Genomic DNA, 16,578 nt, shown 5'->3' with positions numbered 1-16,578 from the left:
CACCATCTATCACTCTCACTTTTTGAGTGCTAAACCAAAGGCATCAAGCATTAAAGCTCTATCCAAAAAAACTGAGGCTTTTTACTTTTAACGGCTACAGAGACGGGAATTCAATATCAAAAGGGGGTAAGAAACAATGGCCCGGAAAACTTTAGGGGCCATATAAGCCGGCCTGCTCAGAAGCCGGCCTAACCATTTTAGTCCTAATCTCTTTAACATAACCGGCGGTTCGGGCACAGTCCCGGAAATAAAATCAAAGCTGCCGCCGACACCTATACCGATGCGGAACGGGATGGCGTTTAGCGGAAAGCGTTTAGCGTCAAGTCTTCCTTCTTTACGCTTTACGCTTGACGCTTTCTGCTCTGCGAGAAATTTTTCTTGAGCAGGGTGTCCAAAGGCTACAAACAGAATATCACTATATGGCAATGTGTCGGAATGTGTCAGGATTTTGTCAGCTGCGGGCCCGTCAAAAGCGAAAGTAACTTTTAACCCGGGATAGCTTTTTTGCAAATTTTTAGCCGCCAGCCGGGCAATGCCGGTTTGTCCGCCCAGCAGGCCGACAGTCCAGCCGTTTTTAGCTGCCAGTTGGCAAAGAACTCTGACAAAGTCGACCCCGGCAATGGTATGCTCCACGCCACCCAAAAGTTTTAACCCAAAACCGTCCGGAAGATTCAAGTCTGAAGAGTTTAAAACTTTTTTAAATTCCGCGTCTTTGTCCGCCGTTACTAAAAACTCCGGCCCGGGAGTGAACACCAGTTTGCTGGTCGCTGGTTTACTAGTCTCTAGTTTACCAGTTAACCAACTACTGACCAGACTAAGGGCTTCTTCTTTCGAAATATCATCAATATTAACGCCCAAGACAACTTTTCTCATTAGAGACAATTCAAACCTAATTTCAAATTTTAAATTTCAAATTGAAAATTTTACTGACATTCTCCTTTAGTATTCAATAATACTCCGTTTTCGACGGTAACGCAGTATGGCTCGCCGGTCACCTTATCTTTGATGGTAATCCCCCCAGTTTTAACCTTATCCGACTGCAGCGTTCCCGACACGGTGGCATCTCCGGCCACCTGCAAATTACTGTTAACGGTGACCGTTCCGGTTAAGGAAGAGATCTCCGCTTTCAAATCGTCAAACCTTAATAGCCCGACAGTCAAACTCCCTCCAATGTTGGTCTCAGCTAGTTCGGTCTTGCCGACCACTTTTAAGGTATCAGAAAAGTTGGCAAAGGAAGCACTGACAGTCGAGACTTCCAAATCCGAAGTAATGGTTAAGTTACCCCCTAACCCCAAAGCCAACTGGGCAGAATTAGACGCCGTTTGGCTTTGGACCTGGGCAAGATTAGCCGAAACCGAAGCCATCTGGTCTTTAAGAAGCTGGATATCGGACTTAATCTGGAGGTTATCGGCCATAAGAGAGGAAATATCCTGGGATAAACCGTCCAGGTGGGCCACCGAATCCGCCAAAGTTGCTGACGGGGTGCCCAAAAGATCATTCCAGGAAGCTAAAGTCGCGGATATGGTGGCAATATCAACTGACTGGGAAGCAATTTCCGTTTGCTGAGCGTTTGTTGGATCCTGCCAACCAAGGTTAACAAGCACCATGACTTTGCCGATATATGTTCCGTCCGGCAGTTCGAAACAAGGCCGCTTGAAAGTATCGCTCCCGTCATCTCCGGAAGGCCAGACAATGTCAGCAGCTGAAGCTACCGGCTGGCAGGCGGAAACATCCAGACTCTGTAAGGCTCTTCCCACAACCACTCCGGGAACGCTGGCTTTCATACCGATCCCGGCAAGTTCTGAGGATGTGACCAAATCGCCGGCAGTTACCGGCCCGTTTATGGTGGAAACTTTTACCGGCACCCGGCCGGATAGCGCCAGGGGCCGAATATCCGGCATACTAGGCTCTTTATCGCCCGGCAGTATTGGGGAATTCATGTATATCCCCGGTTTGGTTGAAACCACGCCCGCGATATTACCCTGGTAGGCCCGGGTCGTTCTGGTAGCCACAAACTGGCCGGCCGGACTCGCTGGAGTAACCGGCAATACCAAAAGATCGCCTTCATTAATAACCGGGTCGTTTACCTTAACGCCTTCAGCCAAATCGCTGCCCCAATTCTGAGTCAGAGTTTTCCGGATAAAGAAGTCTCCTATTGAATCTATGAAGGCAACCCGGTTGTTGTTTCCAGTGGTTTGGCAGAGACTTATATTGTTGGTGGTACAAAAATAATAACCGCCCGTGGTCCCGTTACCTGCCGCAAAAGTGTGGTAAAGATAATTGCTGCCGTCGGCCATAATGGTCGTATTAGAATTTCCGGAAATCATGTTAATATTTCCCGTGTTGAGAGAAACATTGCCGCTGTTGTCTATCGTTACCCGATCCGCTCCGCCTACTCCAAAGGATATCTGTCCAGCGTAATTATTCGCCGTGCCTAAATATAGATAAGCCAAAGAACCGTCAGTAAACGAATTATCTACAGCATATTGAATTCTGAACCCGGTTCCTCCCCAGTCATAATACGGGTTGTATTTCCGGTAGCCGGCAAATTGCAGGCGGCCAAGATTATTACTAGTTGTCTGTATCTCGGCAGGATAGGAATAGGAGCCGATAGTATAGGTAGTCGATCCGCCCCAAACAGAGAAAGCCGAGGATAAATTTGTATAAGAACCTGTGTTGTTTACCGTCAGTTTCGAATTTGGCCCCGTCGTCCCGATGCCGACGCTGCCACCACTTGGATTCATGACAATGTCACGAGCAGTACTGGTATTGGTACGACCTTGTAAATACAGCGGGTATGGAGAACTGTTGAGCAGTCCCACGGCCAGTTCCGAATTTTCATTTCTGAAAATTTGACCAGCGGTTGCGCCCCACGTCAGTGGTGCTGCGGTAGTATATGGTGCGTTAACTTGCAAAGTTGCCGCCGGTCCCGTCGTCCCGATGCCGACGTTGCCGCCCTGCAATAAAGTTAAGACCGACGTTGAACCATCACTATTCACAAATCTAAAGTCATTTGTACCGTTTTGGTCATAGTCATTAATAAAAGTCCACCGTGGCACGGATGTGCTTGCCGGAACGTTAAGAAAATCCAAACGAGCAGCCCGGGAAGTACTTCCGTTACCGGCAATAAGTCTCAGCCCAGCTTGAGATAACGCGCTATTATTCGCATTGACGGTTATGCCATAATTGCTACTGTTTGCGTCAACTTCTAATAAATTGCCCGGATTCGTCGTTCCGATGCCGACATTGCCGCTTTGCGTAATCACAAACCGGGACATTCCGGAAGAAGACGCGGTAAAGAGGTCGCCAATGGTGTTGTCAACCAGAAGAGCCGCGTTCCCGGTAGAAGCCGAGACACTGGCCACCTGGACAGTCGAATTGCCAAAAACCTGCCACAAAGCGGTCGGAGTAACCATCCCCACGCCGACATTCCCGTTTTGAGTGATCGTAAAGCGGGACTTCCCTGAAGAACTGGCCGTAAACAGGTCCCCAATGGTGTTGTCGACTACCAGCCCGGCAAAAGAAGTGGTTCCGGCTACGGAAGCCACCGGCATGGTGCCCAAGGGGTTGGAAAGAAGTTTCGAGTTTTCCAGCCACCGGGAAGTGGCGTTATCCCAATACATCGTTGAATTATCAACAGTTCCGGCCGGAAGACCAGCCATGGAGCCAGCCAGTGTCCAGGCCGTCCCGTTCCATATGGCTTGAGTGGTCGTTCCGGTTAAAACCGTACTGTTTAAGAAATTAAAAGGCGTGGTTCCGGTGTTGGCTAAATAGACTAAGCGGCCGGCCGTAGTGTTAGTGGGGTTGGGCAAAGTGATTGTTTGCCCGGATGTTGTCTGGTTTAAATTAAAAGTGGTGTAAATGTCCACCGTGGTTGCGGCCGTGCCGATATCTCCCCCGCTAGCTAGGTTGGCAATATTTGAAGGCTTAAACAGGGTGCTGCCCAGGTTGGTGAATTTGGCCACATCATCCACAACATTACTGCTGCCTAAAAGCAGATCGTAAGCGGTTTCGTTGGGGTAAATGGTGTTGCCGGTTAGGGTCCAGCCGCTAAAGGAAGTCCCCGGGCCGTTGGGGTTGGTCCAGGAAGAATGGCCTAAAGCATCGGTGGTTAAGACATAATTAATTCCGGCCCCGTTTGGCAAAACCAGGCCGGTGTAGTTGGTGGTGGTGTTAACCGTCAAAGAATTAGCTAAAGTTAAATTGCCGGCGGAATTAATATAGTTTGAGGCGTTAAAGAACTGGATATTGCCGGTATTGCTGTTACCTAAGGTTAAGGATTGCATGTCTGTCGTGGCAATGACTGGGCTGGCAAGGGAAAAGTACAATCCGGCTGAAAGAGAAGCGTCCCCGCCCACTCCCAGTAGACCAGAAAAAGTCGCTGTCGTTAAGGCAATGTTGTCCTTCAAACCAATCGTGGTGCTGTCACCTAAGACGACATCCCCGCCCCCGGTCAGGTTGGTGCCGGCCGTCACGGTGACTTTGGAGTTAGCCAAAGCGGAGTTGGGAATATTAGAAAAAGTGTTATCCGATCCCGAAAGCGATTTGTTTTTTAAAGTTTGCGTTTTGTCTTCCAGGACAATCTTGCCGGCGGTTAAGGTAAGGTTGGCAAAAGTAGGAGTGGCCGTCGTGCTGAGGCTTTGGTTTAAGTTGCTAAGGTAGGGGGAAGAAGAAGCTAAAGTCGCTTCTGTTAAGACATCTTTCCCCCACACGGTCAGTCTTCCGGAAACATCGGTATCCGCCCGGATGTCTAAAAAGTTTTGGCTGCTGCTTTCGGCCAAGACCGCCTGCAAATTCCGGTCAGAAGCCACTTTCTTCTGATAGGAAGTAATATATATATTCAGGCCGGTAGTTAACAGCAGAAGGATAGTAGCTAAAACTGCCGGAAGAGTGTAAGCAAAGCTTTTCCAGCTTCTCTTCTCTTTTGTTTCTTTTGCATCTTGTGTTTTCTTTGTTTCTTGTATCTTGTATCTTGTTTCTTGTCTCTCTGGCGGTGGGGGTTGGAAATATCCGGCCAGCCTGCCGGCTTCGGTTTCGGCTTGATAGCGGACCGGGGCTTGGGCCGCGACCCGGAGAATTTCCAAAGTTTCGGCTTCCTCCCGCCGGGCTGCCGGCTTAATCCCTTCGTTGCCCAGCGTTTGGGCGATATCCTTAACCGCCACTCCTTCCCGGCGCAGTTTCTGGATTTTTAGCAGGGTCTCTACTGCTTCCGCCGGATAGCAGCCTACTGTATGTCCTTTGATACCGTTTAGACGGAGTCTGACCGTTTTAGGTAAGAGACCAAGCTTGCTGTAATACTGGAGAACATGAACCGGCTTACCCGGACCAAAATCAAAACCGGCGGCTTGAGCTCGTCTGACAAGTTCCGTGCTTGGCAACTGAAGCTGTTCCTGATCAAAAGTTGGCGGATTCGGCTCTCCGGTGATCTCGGTTCGAACCTGGGCCATAGACCGCCCTTCGCGGCGTAGTTTTTGAATTTTCAGTAAGGTGTCCAGAGTGCTGACCGGGTAGCAGCCGACAGTGTGGCCCTTAATCCCCTCGACGCGCATCCGGACAGTTTTGGGAATTAGACCGAGCTTGCCAAAATATTGAAGAACATGTTCCGGCTTGCCGAAACCAAAATCAAAACCCATTAACCGGGCTTTAACGATCAGTTCTGAGACAGAGATTAATTTTTCGTCGTTTATGGCTTTTAGCTTCTCAGGCCAAGCTTTTCGATGACTTCCCGGGACTTCCGGGGACCTAATTAAGTATAGTCATACAATAATGATTACTGTCAAGAAGCAATTGACTTCAGTGAAAAATTTTCCCGGGTTTCCGGGCAAAAAACCTTGGTCCTGAAAAGCCGTGAAAAATTAAAGAACTCCCATATTCCCTGGAAATCGGAAATTTCAAATATCATGTTCCAGGTCTTTTTGGAGTTTGGAGTTAAAAATTCCTTAAGCCGGATGACAAAGCAACAGACCACATATTAATATATGGTAGTGCATCAGAGTATCTTAAGGCTATCTCAGTTGTTTTTTGGTCACCGCTTTTAACCTGGAACCCTTTTCCGGCAGTTTTTTAGCCACCAAACAGACAATTCTATTTCGCCTGTACAATAGACCGATAGTCCTATAAGGTCTTCCCCTTGCTTTAAAGCTTGGTTCCAAATTATTGGAAGTCTAAAACCGTGGCCCGCCGGCCGTCGTTCGAAACTTCGGCTCGGCAAGAGAGAAATTAATTTCGAAAAGCCGTCATTACCGACGGCAATGTAGGGATTTCGACATTTTGTCTTTGAAGGTTACTTTACCGGCCTTGACTCTCGCCAGTTCTTAAATGTTTGTGACACTTCCCTGCCACTGTTTCATTTTGTTTTCCGATTTTTGCCAAAGACAGGAAACAAAACCGGCCGGAAGATCTGCCACCGGGTGTTTCAAAAGCCAAAAAAGAGCGTTTAATTTTTCAAAAGATTATAGGGTTTAGAAGATTTTTGGGAATTATTACCGGTTTCTGGTCAAAAAGCGTTTTTTTCAATTTTGCCCTTGCTACATTTTGATCTAGTTTCCGGTAAATTTTCCCGCATTCCCCCACCACGCGGCTATCGGCCAGTCGCAATTTGAAATTTGAAATTCGAAATTTTCAAAAATGAGTACATTTTGTCGTGCGTGAATATGCCGTTTATAGAACTAGAATTTCTAATGCGACTGAAGATTCTTATGGGTTACCTCTTGCTAATGCTCCGTTTGTATAAATCGATGTTCTCCATGGCGATGCCGCACCCCTTAACCACACAAAACAGAGGGTCATCGGCTGTATGAACCGGAACACCAATAGTATGGGTCATCAGTTTATCCAAATTTCGAAGGAGTGAAGTACCTCCGCTGAGCACGATTCCCCTATCGATTATGTCTGAAGCCAATTCCGGGGGCGTTTCCTCTAGCACTCCCTTCACAGCAGTGACAATTTGCGAAAGTATTGGTGTGACGGCCTCAACTACCTCATCAGAAGTGAATTCAATGATCCTTGGAAGGCCGCTCGCGGCGTCCCGGCCCCGGACTTCCATGGTCCGGCTATCGGTTTTCAGTTGTCTGTCTTCAGTTTCCGGTTTTTCAGTCTTTCTGTTTTCAGTTTTGTGGACTGAAAACTGGTTAACTGACGAACCAGATTCCGAAAACCGACCACCGAGAACTGATGACTGAGACTTCCCAAGCGGCACAGCTGTCCCGATCTGAATCTTGATATCCTCCGCTGTCGTGTCCCCGATTAAGAGGTTATATTTTTTTTTAATGAAGTTGGCAATCGCCTCGTCAATTTTGTTTCCGGCCACCCGAGCACTTTTGTGAACCACCACCCCACCCAGGGAAATTACCGCCGCTTCCGTGCTGCCCCCGCCAATATCGACGATCATGTTCCCGTTCGGGTTGGCAATAGGAATTTTGGCGCCGATGGCCGCTGCCAGCGGTTCGTCAATTAAATAAGCCACCTTGGCCCCGGCGCTTAAAGTCGCGTCGAGCACCGCCCGCCGCTCCACCTGGGTAACCCCCGCCGGAACGCAAATCATGACTTCCGGCTTAAAAAAGCGCGTCGAACCGCAGACCCGATCGAGAAAATAGCGCAGCATTGCCTCGGTAACAATATAATCGGCAATGACGCCGTCGCGCATCGGCCGGGACGCCCGGATATTTCCTGGGGTTCGGCCCATCATCTGCTTGGCTTCGTTGCCAACCGCCAGCACTTTGCCGTCGTCAACGGCCACGGCCACCACCGTCGGCTCATTAACCACAACTCCCTGGTCCACGACATAAACCAGAGAGTTAGCGGTGCCGAGATCGATACCAAGGCGCTTACCAAACATACACAAAATTTGAAATTTGAACTTTGAAATTTTCAATGAAATTTCAATTCTTCAAATTCAAAAAATTCAAATTTGATATTTATTTCAAATTGTAAATTGTAAATTTCAAATTGAGAGGGTCGATTAGGAACATTATAGCAACTGTGATAAAATCAGGATACCATGAATAAGGCGACACTGGCTGTTCTGACGGCCTTTTTCTTTATTTTAGCCGGGTTGGCAGTTGCCGTGGCTCTGGCCCGCGGGTACCGGCCGGATTTTGCCAACCGCACCCTGCTTCCCACTGGAATTCTCGTGGCCACTTCCGATCCCGACGGCGCGGAAGTCCTAATCAACGGGAAACTGGAAACCGCCACCAATAACACCATTAATCTCGCTCCCGGTAAATACCTGGTCCGCATCCAAAAAGACGGCTTCAGTCCCTGGGAAAAACAGGTCGAAATTAAAAAAGAAGAAGTGTTTAAAACCAACGCCTTTCTCTTTCCGGCTCTGGCTGATTTGCGCCCGCTGACTTTTACCGGAAGTCTTAATCCGGTCGTCTCGCCGGACCAAACTAAAATCGTTTACGGCGTGGCTTCGGCTTCAGCCCGGCTTAACGGCGGAGACGGTAATGGTGTTTGGGTCATGGACACCAGCCGCACTCTGCCGGCCCCTATTCCCGGCGGCGGTGATTTCCGCCAGGTTTTCATAAACTCCCCGGCTCTTTCGCTCTCTGACGCCAATTTTGCCTGGTCGGCAGACAGCAAGCAGGTTTTGGCTTATTACGGCAGTTTGGCCACTCCGTCAGCTGCCTACTTGCTGGATACGGATAGGTTAAACGACAATCCCACTCCTGAAACCAGTAATCAGTTAACCAGCCTGTTTGACAGCTGGAAAGCTCTGACTGCCGCGCGTTATGCCGCCCAACTGGCCAAGCTCCCGGAAAACTTGCGGGCAACATTGGCCACCAGTGCCGCCACCTTGGAATTCAGCCCCGACGAAACTAAAATTTTGTACACCGCCACTGCTTCCGCTCACTTGCCCGCTTACCTGCTAACTTACTTACCCGGGACAGATCCGACGCCCGAAACCCGCAATCTCCAGCCGGGAAACACATATGTATATGATCTGAAAGAAGATAGAAATTATTTAATCCCCGTTCCTGCCGGAATCCCTCCGATTAGCTGGTTTCCTTCCAGCCGTCATCTTTTAGAAGTCGACAATAATCAGATTTCGGTTATGGAATACGACGGCACCAACAAAGCTGTTCTGTTTAACGGCACTTTTAGCCCGGCCAGCGTCTTTGTCTGGCCCAATTGGAGCAAGGTGGTTATCCTCACGAATTTAGGCTCTACAGATTCCCAGGCGCAGAATCTTTATACTGTTAATCTGCGATAAAGGCAAACTCAAAGTTACAACAGTTACATTAGTGACAATAAGTTTTAAGACAATTTCTTTCGTAACTTCTTCTCTAACGTAACTATTGTTACTATCGTAACTTAAATATTCTTCAGTCTCCCAAAAACCAGGAGTCTTTTGAGAGTTGTCCCCGGCGGCCAGCAGGTTTGAAGAGTTAGCATCGGAAAGTTAGCCTGGGTCGTAAGATATTGCGTATCATCGGGCTCAACCACCTTTTTGTCATACACAACATACACATAACGGACATTTTTGTAAAACAAATCCACTTCGTCACCCGGCTCCAGTTCCTTTAATAAATAAAACACTGCGTTCCAGCGGGACACTTCCCAGAAATTGCCGACCGAATGGGCAAAAAGATAAGAGTTGCCGACCTGGCCAGGAAAGACAGTGCCGGCAGCGTGGGCCACACCCTCTTTTAGGGCGGCCAAGTATTCAGTTTCGTTTCCCGGATCGACATTCGGGATGACCTTGGCATTGGCCCCGATTTTGGGAATCACAATTCCAAACTCTGTTGACAGCGGATTAATTTCTAAAATTGTCTCTGACTTTGCCAGAAGGTTTGTAGAGGTCGTTTCAAACTTTGCCGGGGGTAGATCTCCGGCCACCACATAATGAACATTCCTGGCGACGTTGACGCGGTAAGTAATTTCCGCCTGAACCGCCGGAGCAAAAGTGAGCACCACCGCCGCCACTGCCGAGAGGACCAGAAAATTTCCGATCCAGCGAAGGACAAAAACCTTGAAGACTTCTGCTTTCATTGGTACCCCCACTCCGAATTGAACGGAGATCTTTCCCTTAGGACGGGATTGCTCTTTCCATTTGAGCTATGGGGGCAAATCCAACTTAAGTGCCTTAAGTTCCTTAAGTGAATTTTAAACACCTCACTTTCGTTCGGTTAGTAAAATTCGCTACGCTCATTTTATCACTTAAGGTTATTTCTACGAAATTCTTCGCGCCGGCGATACAGGTTTTCCGAATAACCCCCTTCCTGAATCAGCCGGTTTTCCACCGCCTTGATCTGACGAAAAAGCAAATAAGAAGCTTGGTGGCACAAGGTTAGCATTAAATTAGCAGCTACTTCAGAATCAGCAGGTAAAGCCAGTTTCTCTTTAAAAGTGCCTGATTTATCCAAATTTATCTCGTTGCTTAGACGAAAACCAAGCTCCCGAAATCTCATTATCCGCGGGTCATTTTTTGGCCAAATGGCCAAGTTTCTCTGTCTTAGAAAATCTTCATAATCAGTTGTCAGCTCCTCAAGTGACATCCGGGCAACATCAAGCAAGGTAATCTCGCTTTTTTTCGAAGTCAGGTCGCGCCCAAAACCCTCAACAATATTTTGTTTACCGGAACGGGCTGCCTGGTCCATCTGTTCGCGCGTCCGCCGATGGATAATATCGCTTAAAAACCTTGCCGTGAACTGCACTGTCCCGTCATGAGTCAATTCTGTGTAACGGTAAGAAAGAAGATACTTGTGTGGCGGCAGTTTGGAGACCATAAATCGAACCTAAGCTCCTTAAGTATCTTAAGGCACTTAAGACTCTTAAGCAAGTTTTGTGCTAAAATTAGTCCTCACGGGGTGTAGTTCATCGGTAGAACGCTCGGTTCGGGACCGAGAGGCACCGAGTCCAATTCTCGGCACCCCGACAAAAGTTAGCCAAACATTAATTCTTCATCAACGCGTTTGTAGTCGTGAATCTCGTTTTTATGGAACCACAGTTCCATTTCAAACTTCGCTTCTTCCGGGCTTCCGGATGCATGAACCAGATTTTGGATGGCACGTTTTTTAGTGTTGGAAACCGCCGGACTGTCGATCATTAAATCCCCGCGGATTGTCCCAGGATTTGCTTTAAGCGGATACGTATGTCCAACCATTTTGCGAACTATTTCCACTGCGTGCGGGCCTTCCAAAACCATGGCCACGACCGGGCCGCCGGTCAAAAATCCCACCAACCACTTACAAACCAATTTCCCCACTTCTACCGGATCCATAGTCCCCAACAACTCGTTGGCGTCCTGGCCGTATTCTTTATAGGAACCCAAAGTCCTGTCACCGACCTTTTTAACCCAATCGGCCCGGCTGGTGGGATAATGTTTACCAGCTAATTCCTCATCCACCCACACCATTTTCATCGCCACGATTTTGAGGCCGACTTTCTCGAAGCGGCCCACAATTTCCCCCACGAGGCCACGCTTGACGCCATCAGGTTTGACAAGAACTACAGTCCGTTCCATCTTACGAATCTTAAGTAACTTAAGTATCTTAAGATACTTAAGTTAGAGTTTCAAGAGCAAATCGAAGCGTTTGGAGTCTTCAAAAGGTCCAATTATAGCCAGGTTCAGTTTTTGATTCACAAAGATATCTTTTGCGACCCTTTGAATGTCTTCTGCCGTCACCGCTTCGATCTTTTTTAAAACCTCTTCCGGCGTTTCAATTTCCTTGCGCAGGAGTTCCTGGGAAGTATAGAAGCTGGCCACCCGGAAGGAATCCTCCAAAGCCAGAGCCATTTTGCCTTTCGCGTAGTCTTTCGCCCTTTTTAATTCTTCTTCTTTAACTTTAATGTCCCTGATCTTCCCATATTGCTCCAGTATCACTTTTACCGCCTCGTCGACATTGTTTAATCTGATTCCCGCCTGGGTCATAAGGTACCCGGCATCATGAAATTCTTCGTTATCCGTGTGGACATAATAGGCCAAACCTCGTTTTTCCCGGACTTCAATAAACATTCGGCTGCTCATGTTTCCGCCTAAAATTGTCGCCAGCACTTCGACCACATACCGGTCCGGGTGGTTCATGTCGTATGCGCGCACTCCCACGCACATATGCGCCTGGTCAGTTTTTTTGTAATGTACTAGACTGCCCGGCTTCGTCTGGTTTTCTTCCACGGCCAGGTATTCGTTCTCATTTCCTTTCGGGACATTGTCAAAGTACTTCTCTGCCAGTTTGGAACTTGAAGCAATATCTCCTGCCAGTCCCACAACAATCGCCTTGCTGTGGTACATCTTTTTGACATAATCCACCATGTCTTGCCGGCTCACTTTTTCGATAACTTCCTTGGTTCCGACCACCTGGCGGGCCAGCGGATGGTTGTCATAAAGCAACTCCTCAAAATATTCCCCGACCCGAGCCTGGGGCTGGTCTTCGTACATGTTTATTTCTTCAATAATGACACCCCGTTCCCGGTTCAGTTCTTCAGGATTATATAAAGAGTTCAGGAGCATATCTGACAGGACATCAAGAACCAGCGGCAGATGGGCGCTTTCCGCCTTCACATAAAAACCGGTGTATTCCTTGGAAGTGAAAGCATTAAACGAACCGCCGATGCCGTCAATCAGAGAGCTAATAGCCAAAGAGTTGGGCCGGTTTTTCGTCCCCTTAAAAATCATGTGTTCCAGAAAATGGGAAATGCCGTTGATTCGGGCCGTTTCGTAGCGGCTCCCGGCTTCGACCATAATTAAAGCCGTGGCCGTTTTGACCGCGGGCATGGGAATAGAGACTAAGCGAAGTCCCGTCGGAAGTACCGTTTTGGAGTACATGCCGCCATTTTAACGGCCATTTATGAGAATTACAATCCTGATAACGAAGTTGTTACGCAGTTATTACTTTTAAGAATCTTTTTTAATAATAGCCTGACGGATCGATCCGCCGGTAAATGCTCCTGCCATTAAGCCAAGAACAATCGGCGCCAGTGTCTTAAGTTCCGGAAAACCGGTTAAAAGGGCGTTGTTTTCGACACTCACATGCAACATTCCTTCTCCGGCCAGGAAGCCTAAGATTAAGCAACCTGCCAACGCCGTATTTCCAATTGCTTCCCGGTGTTCCCGAAAAAACATTTTTAAACCGGAAACCTTCCGGACTGAAATTGCGTCAGGATAGAGACGAATTAGTTCGTGATTTTTGAAAGAATTCATACCAGTATCTTAGCAGACTATAGGCTCGTATGTCAAGACTAAGAAGCTTTGAGGCTTATTTTTTTCTCTTGGTTTAGCTTATCGTGTGCCCGGCCCGCAGCCGCTAAATCTTCCTTACTCCAGACCACATTCTTGTCCAAGGAAGCTCCCCCTTGTCGGTTCAGCGCACTCTGCTCTTGGGGGGTAAGACTAGTGGCCGTTGGTGTTTCCATCGCCGCTCTCAAATTATTAAGATACTTGGCATCATCCTCCGTCCAAGGCTCACTCCCGGTCTGTTTTCTGGTCATCCTCAGATATTCCGCTTTAAGGTCAGGCAAGGGATGTTCACCGGGTTTCAAGTTGGAATCAGCCTTTGGTTCATTCATACGCCTTAAATATTAGGGCTTATATTTACATTTTGTCAAGCACCTCGATCCCCAATAAATTCAGGCCGTTTTTGAGGACAATGGCGGTGGCCGCGGTCAAGGCTAGCCTGAAGTCATTACCAATTATTGGTTGGCTGTTGTAAAAATTATTGTAGCGCTTGGCCAGTTCAAACAGATACCCGGCCACCAGGTTCGGACTGTAGCTTCGCGCCGCCGCCTCCACCACCTCGGGAAAACGATAAAGGTAGCGCAAAACAGCCAGCTCTTCATTGACTACTGACCACTGACTACTGTCTACAGTTTTATTATTTTTCTGTAGTCGGTAGTCCGTAGTCTGTAGTCCGGCTTTGCGCAGCACGCTTCTTGCCCGTGCGTAGGAGTATTGAAGGTATGGCCCCGAGTCGCCTTGCAGATTAAACATTTTTTCCCAATCAAAAATAATATCACTTTGGACACTATGCATCAGGTCAAAATACTTTATTGCTCCGATACCGACGGCTTCGGCCGTTTTTTGATCCTGGCTGCCCAGTTTTTTCGCCCGGTCGATCGCTTCGTCTAAAATTTCTTCGAGCTTGGGAGTGTTGCCTTTGCGGGTACTAAATTTTCCGGAAGGCAACCGGTACAAGCCGTGTTTGGTGTGCCTCAGCTCTTCACCGGGTTTAAGGTAGCCCAACATTTTTGCCGCGACAAAGACCTGCTGAAAATGGAGCGCCTGCTCGGCCCCAACTTCATAAATCACTAGGTCCGGGTTCCAGGTCTCTTTGCGGAATTTTAGGGTCGCCAGGTCTCTGGTAGCGTAGGTAGTGGTTCCGTCGCTTTTCACCAGAAGCAACGGCGCCTTCAGTCCGGGAATTTCGATTATAGTAGCCCCGTCGCTTTGTTTGGCCAATCCTTTAGCCTTGGCGTCAGCAATGACTCCCGGCATCTCTTTTTCGTAAAAGCTTTCGCCGTAGGCATAGTCAATTTTGACGCCGAGCAGAGCATAAATCCGGTTAAATTCCGCCATGGAAACTTCGACGCATTTTTTCCATAACTCTCTGGCCTTCGGCTCTCCATCTTCCAACTTTTTAAACCACTCGCGCCCTTTTTCTTCCAGCTTCGGATCAGCTTCCGCTAGTTGATGGAACTTAACATACAGTTCTTCTAGTTTATCCACTGTTAGCTCTTTCGGCTTCTCCGTTTCAATCATGTATAAAATCTTGCCAAACTGTGTCCCCCAGTCGCCCAGATGGTTGTCGCCGATGGTTTTGTAGCCCTGGAATTGGTAGAGGTTATAGAGGGCATGGCCAATGATTGTAGAGCGCAGATGGCCGATCCCAAACCGCTTGGCAATGTTAGGAGCGGAATAGTCTATTACCATGGTTAGCCCCTGCCCATGCTCTGAACTCCCGTAGCGCTCGCCGCCCTTTAGCGCTTGTTCCATTTGATCGACAAGAGTAGCGGTAGATAGAGTGAAGTTAATAAATCCCGGCCCGGCAATCTCCACTTTCTGCCAGAGCCTGTCAGCGTCTGACAAGGTCTGGACAATTCTTTTTGCCACTTCCACCGGTTTCATGCCGACTTGCTTACCCAGCCTCAGGGCAATATTGGTGCTGTAGTCCCCATGTTCATCCAGTCCCGGATGTTCGAGATTAATATCTTCCTCATTAATCTCTGTTTGGGGAAATGCTTGCTTAGCAGCTTGAAGGATCTTTTTTCTTATGTCGAGAGTAATCATTTCATTTTTATTATAGTGAGTACCCTTCTCTGGCGCCAGAACCAAATACCCCCTACGAGTAAAGTATAATATCCAGCGGCAAAGAAGAAGGCGGAGAGATTATCTTGGAAGGTGTAACTTATCTGCAGCCGCTGGGTCAGGTCTGACTGACCGAAAGTGTTGACGACCCAAAGGAAAAAATCCAGCAGACCCTGGGCAGGCACGCCTAACGCTTGTGAAATCGGCATGAAAAAAATTCCGAGCGTGGCAATGGCAGTTCCGAGGACCATTAGCGGCTCAATTGTCCAAAGCACCACGGCGTTTGTGAAAAGAGCGATCAGTGAAAAATTGGCAAAAAAGATTAAAACTATAGGGAAAGTAGCCACCAGGGCCGCTAAACTCTGGAGAATTACAGATGTAATTGAAGCGGCAATTTTTGGCAGGTTGAGCCTGAGGCTGCTAAGGCAAATCTGGCCCGTCATGGCGGAAAATGAGAGCAAAAAACTCGGATTGACAACCAGATCCGGGCTGGCCCATAACATTAGAAAGGCGGCTACGCCCAAACCGGCAAATGAGCTCGAACTCCGCCCGGTCAAAATCTGAACATGAGAAAAGGCGGCCATAAGCGCCGCGCGCACTATCGGCGGTTCAAACCCGGTCATTGTGGTATAAAAAAGAATAAAGACCTCTGAAAGTAGAAACTTAAGCTTCTTTCCCGGACAAATCCCGCTTAGCAGGCCGGAAACGGCAACCGAAAAGAAGCTGACATTCATTCCTGAGGCAGCAACCACATGGGTTAACCCGACCAGAGCCAGTTTGGCCTTAAAGCTGCGGTCCAGTGACTGACTGCCCAGGACAATGCCGGATAACAGGTCTGCTTCCGCTTTTGGCATGGTTTGTTGATATATTCTGATGACTTTTGAACGGATCTGAGCGGCTATCTTCCACCAAAAACCGGTCGCGCCGGGAGTAACTATTTTGACCTCCGGATAATAAAGTCTGCCCTGGTTGCCAACTTTGCCGATAAGTTCAACCTGGTCGCCGAAATGCACTTCCGGCTCCTTCGCTGTCAAGATTGTGTAACCACCGAGACTATACTTAGCCTGGCTCCCCGACACCTTCGGCTCGGCTTCCAGCATTCCTATAAGCCTGACTTTGGTTCCTACCGGTAAAGTCTGCTGTGACCTCGTAACTGTAAAGAACAGACCCAGCCGCAAAAGGAGAAGACCCAAAAGCAGGAAATAAAAACGGGTCATAAGACTAATGTAGCACACTTTTATCTCTCCGACCTAAAAATCTTTCGTTGATCGGTATTGTTCTGGTTGGATAGGGTTATTCGCCCTGTTTTCGCCATCAGTAATCTTGCGGAAATA

Annotated in this window: 12 protein-coding genes and 2 tRNA genes; 2 read left to right on the top strand and 12 right to left on the bottom strand. The window is 48.2% G+C overall.

Features of this window, described 5'->3' with window-relative positions:
• Positions 1–87: 87 nt before the first annotated feature.
• The 3 genes from M1403_03490 to M1403_03480 form a co-directional block, all read right to left on the bottom strand.
• Complete coding sequence (locus tag M1403_03490; GenBank protein ID MCL4398056.1) at positions 88–873, bottom strand: WecB/TagA/CpsF family glycosyltransferase; 786 nt, start codon at positions 871–873, stop codon at positions 88–90.
• A 50-nt stretch (positions 874–923) separates the two neighbouring features.
• Positions 924–5,633 carry a helix-turn-helix domain-containing protein gene (locus tag M1403_03485; GenBank protein ID MCL4398055.1) on the bottom strand — a complete coding sequence of 1,570 codons (4,710 nt, stop codon included), beginning with the start codon at positions 5,631–5,633 and terminating at the stop codon, positions 924–926.
• Between the two features lie 1,070 nt (positions 5,634–6,703).
• A complete protein-coding gene (locus tag M1403_03480; protein MCL4398054.1) occupies positions 6,704–7,837 on the bottom strand; it encodes a rod shape-determining protein in 1,134 nt (377 codons plus the stop codon).
• Between the two features lie 162 nt (positions 7,838–7,999).
• Here M1403_03480 and M1403_03475 point away from each other — a divergent pair, with 162 nt between their 5' ends.
• Complete coding sequence (locus tag M1403_03475; GenBank protein MCL4398053.1) at positions 8,000–9,214, top strand: PEGA domain-containing protein; 1,215 nt, start codon at positions 8,000–8,002, stop codon at positions 9,212–9,214.
• 101 nt (positions 9,215–9,315) lie between these two features.
• On the opposite strand, the gene M1403_03470 is transcribed toward M1403_03475, so the two are convergent.
• The 3 genes from M1403_03470 to M1403_03460 all read right to left on the bottom strand — a co-directional run bounded on the left by M1403_03470 (position 9,316) and on the right by M1403_03460 (position 10,730).
• Positions 9,316–9,993, bottom strand: a complete 678-nt coding sequence (locus M1403_03470) for a sortase (GenBank protein ID MCL4398052.1) — start codon at positions 9,991–9,993, stop codon at positions 9,316–9,318.
• Positions 9,994–10,069: transfer RNA gene (locus M1403_03465), tRNA-Arg, on the bottom strand.
• An 88-nt stretch (positions 10,070–10,157) separates the two neighbouring features.
• Positions 10,158–10,730 (bottom strand): four helix bundle suffix domain-containing protein, encoded by a 573-nt coding sequence (locus tag M1403_03460; protein ID MCL4398051.1) that lies wholly within the window; start codon positions 10,728–10,730, stop codon positions 10,158–10,160.
• Positions 10,731–10,807: 77 nt separating this feature from the next.
• On the opposite strand from M1403_03460, the gene M1403_03455 reads away from it, so the two are divergent.
• Positions 10,808–10,879: transfer RNA gene (locus M1403_03455), tRNA-Pro, on the top strand.
• Between the two features lie 6 nt (positions 10,880–10,885).
• Here the strand turns inward: M1403_03455 and M1403_03450 are convergent.
• The 6 genes from M1403_03450 to M1403_03425 form a co-directional block, all read right to left on the bottom strand.
• A complete protein-coding gene (locus M1403_03450; protein MCL4398050.1) occupies positions 10,886–11,467 on the bottom strand; it encodes a nucleoside-diphosphate kinase in 582 nt (193 codons plus the stop codon).
• A gap of 42 nt (positions 11,468–11,509) precedes the next feature.
• On the bottom strand, positions 11,510–12,769 hold the full coding sequence (locus M1403_03445) for an insulinase family protein (protein MCL4398049.1): 1,260 nt from the start codon (positions 12,767–12,769) through the stop codon (positions 11,510–11,512).
• 69 nt (positions 12,770–12,838) lie between these two features.
• A complete protein-coding gene (locus M1403_03440) occupies positions 12,839–13,144 on the bottom strand; it encodes a hypothetical protein (protein MCL4398048.1) in 306 nt (101 codons plus the stop codon).
• A gap of 38 nt (positions 13,145–13,182) precedes the next feature.
• Complete coding sequence (locus M1403_03435; protein MCL4398047.1) at positions 13,183–13,509, bottom strand: hypothetical protein; 327 nt, start codon at positions 13,507–13,509, stop codon at positions 13,183–13,185.
• Between the two features lie 25 nt (positions 13,510–13,534).
• Positions 13,535–15,226: an arginine--tRNA ligase gene (gene argS, locus M1403_03430; GenBank protein MCL4398046.1), complete on the bottom strand. Its 1,692-nt coding sequence runs from the start codon at positions 15,224–15,226 to the stop codon at positions 13,535–13,537.
• Positions 15,223–16,461 carry a ComEC/Rec2 family competence protein gene (locus M1403_03425; GenBank protein MCL4398045.1) on the bottom strand — a complete coding sequence of 413 codons (1,239 nt, stop codon included), beginning with the start codon at positions 16,459–16,461 and terminating at the stop codon, positions 15,223–15,225. The genes argS and M1403_03425 overlap by 4 nt, the downstream gene beginning before the upstream one ends.
• Positions 16,462–16,578: the final 117 nt, after the last annotated feature.

The sequence above is a fragment of the Patescibacteria group bacterium genome, assembly GCA_023380635.1.
Taxonomy (GTDB): Bacteria; Patescibacteriota; Microgenomatia; order JAMCZE01; family JAMCZE01; genus JAMCRP01.
This window is presented reverse-complemented; position numbering and strand designations above follow the sequence as displayed.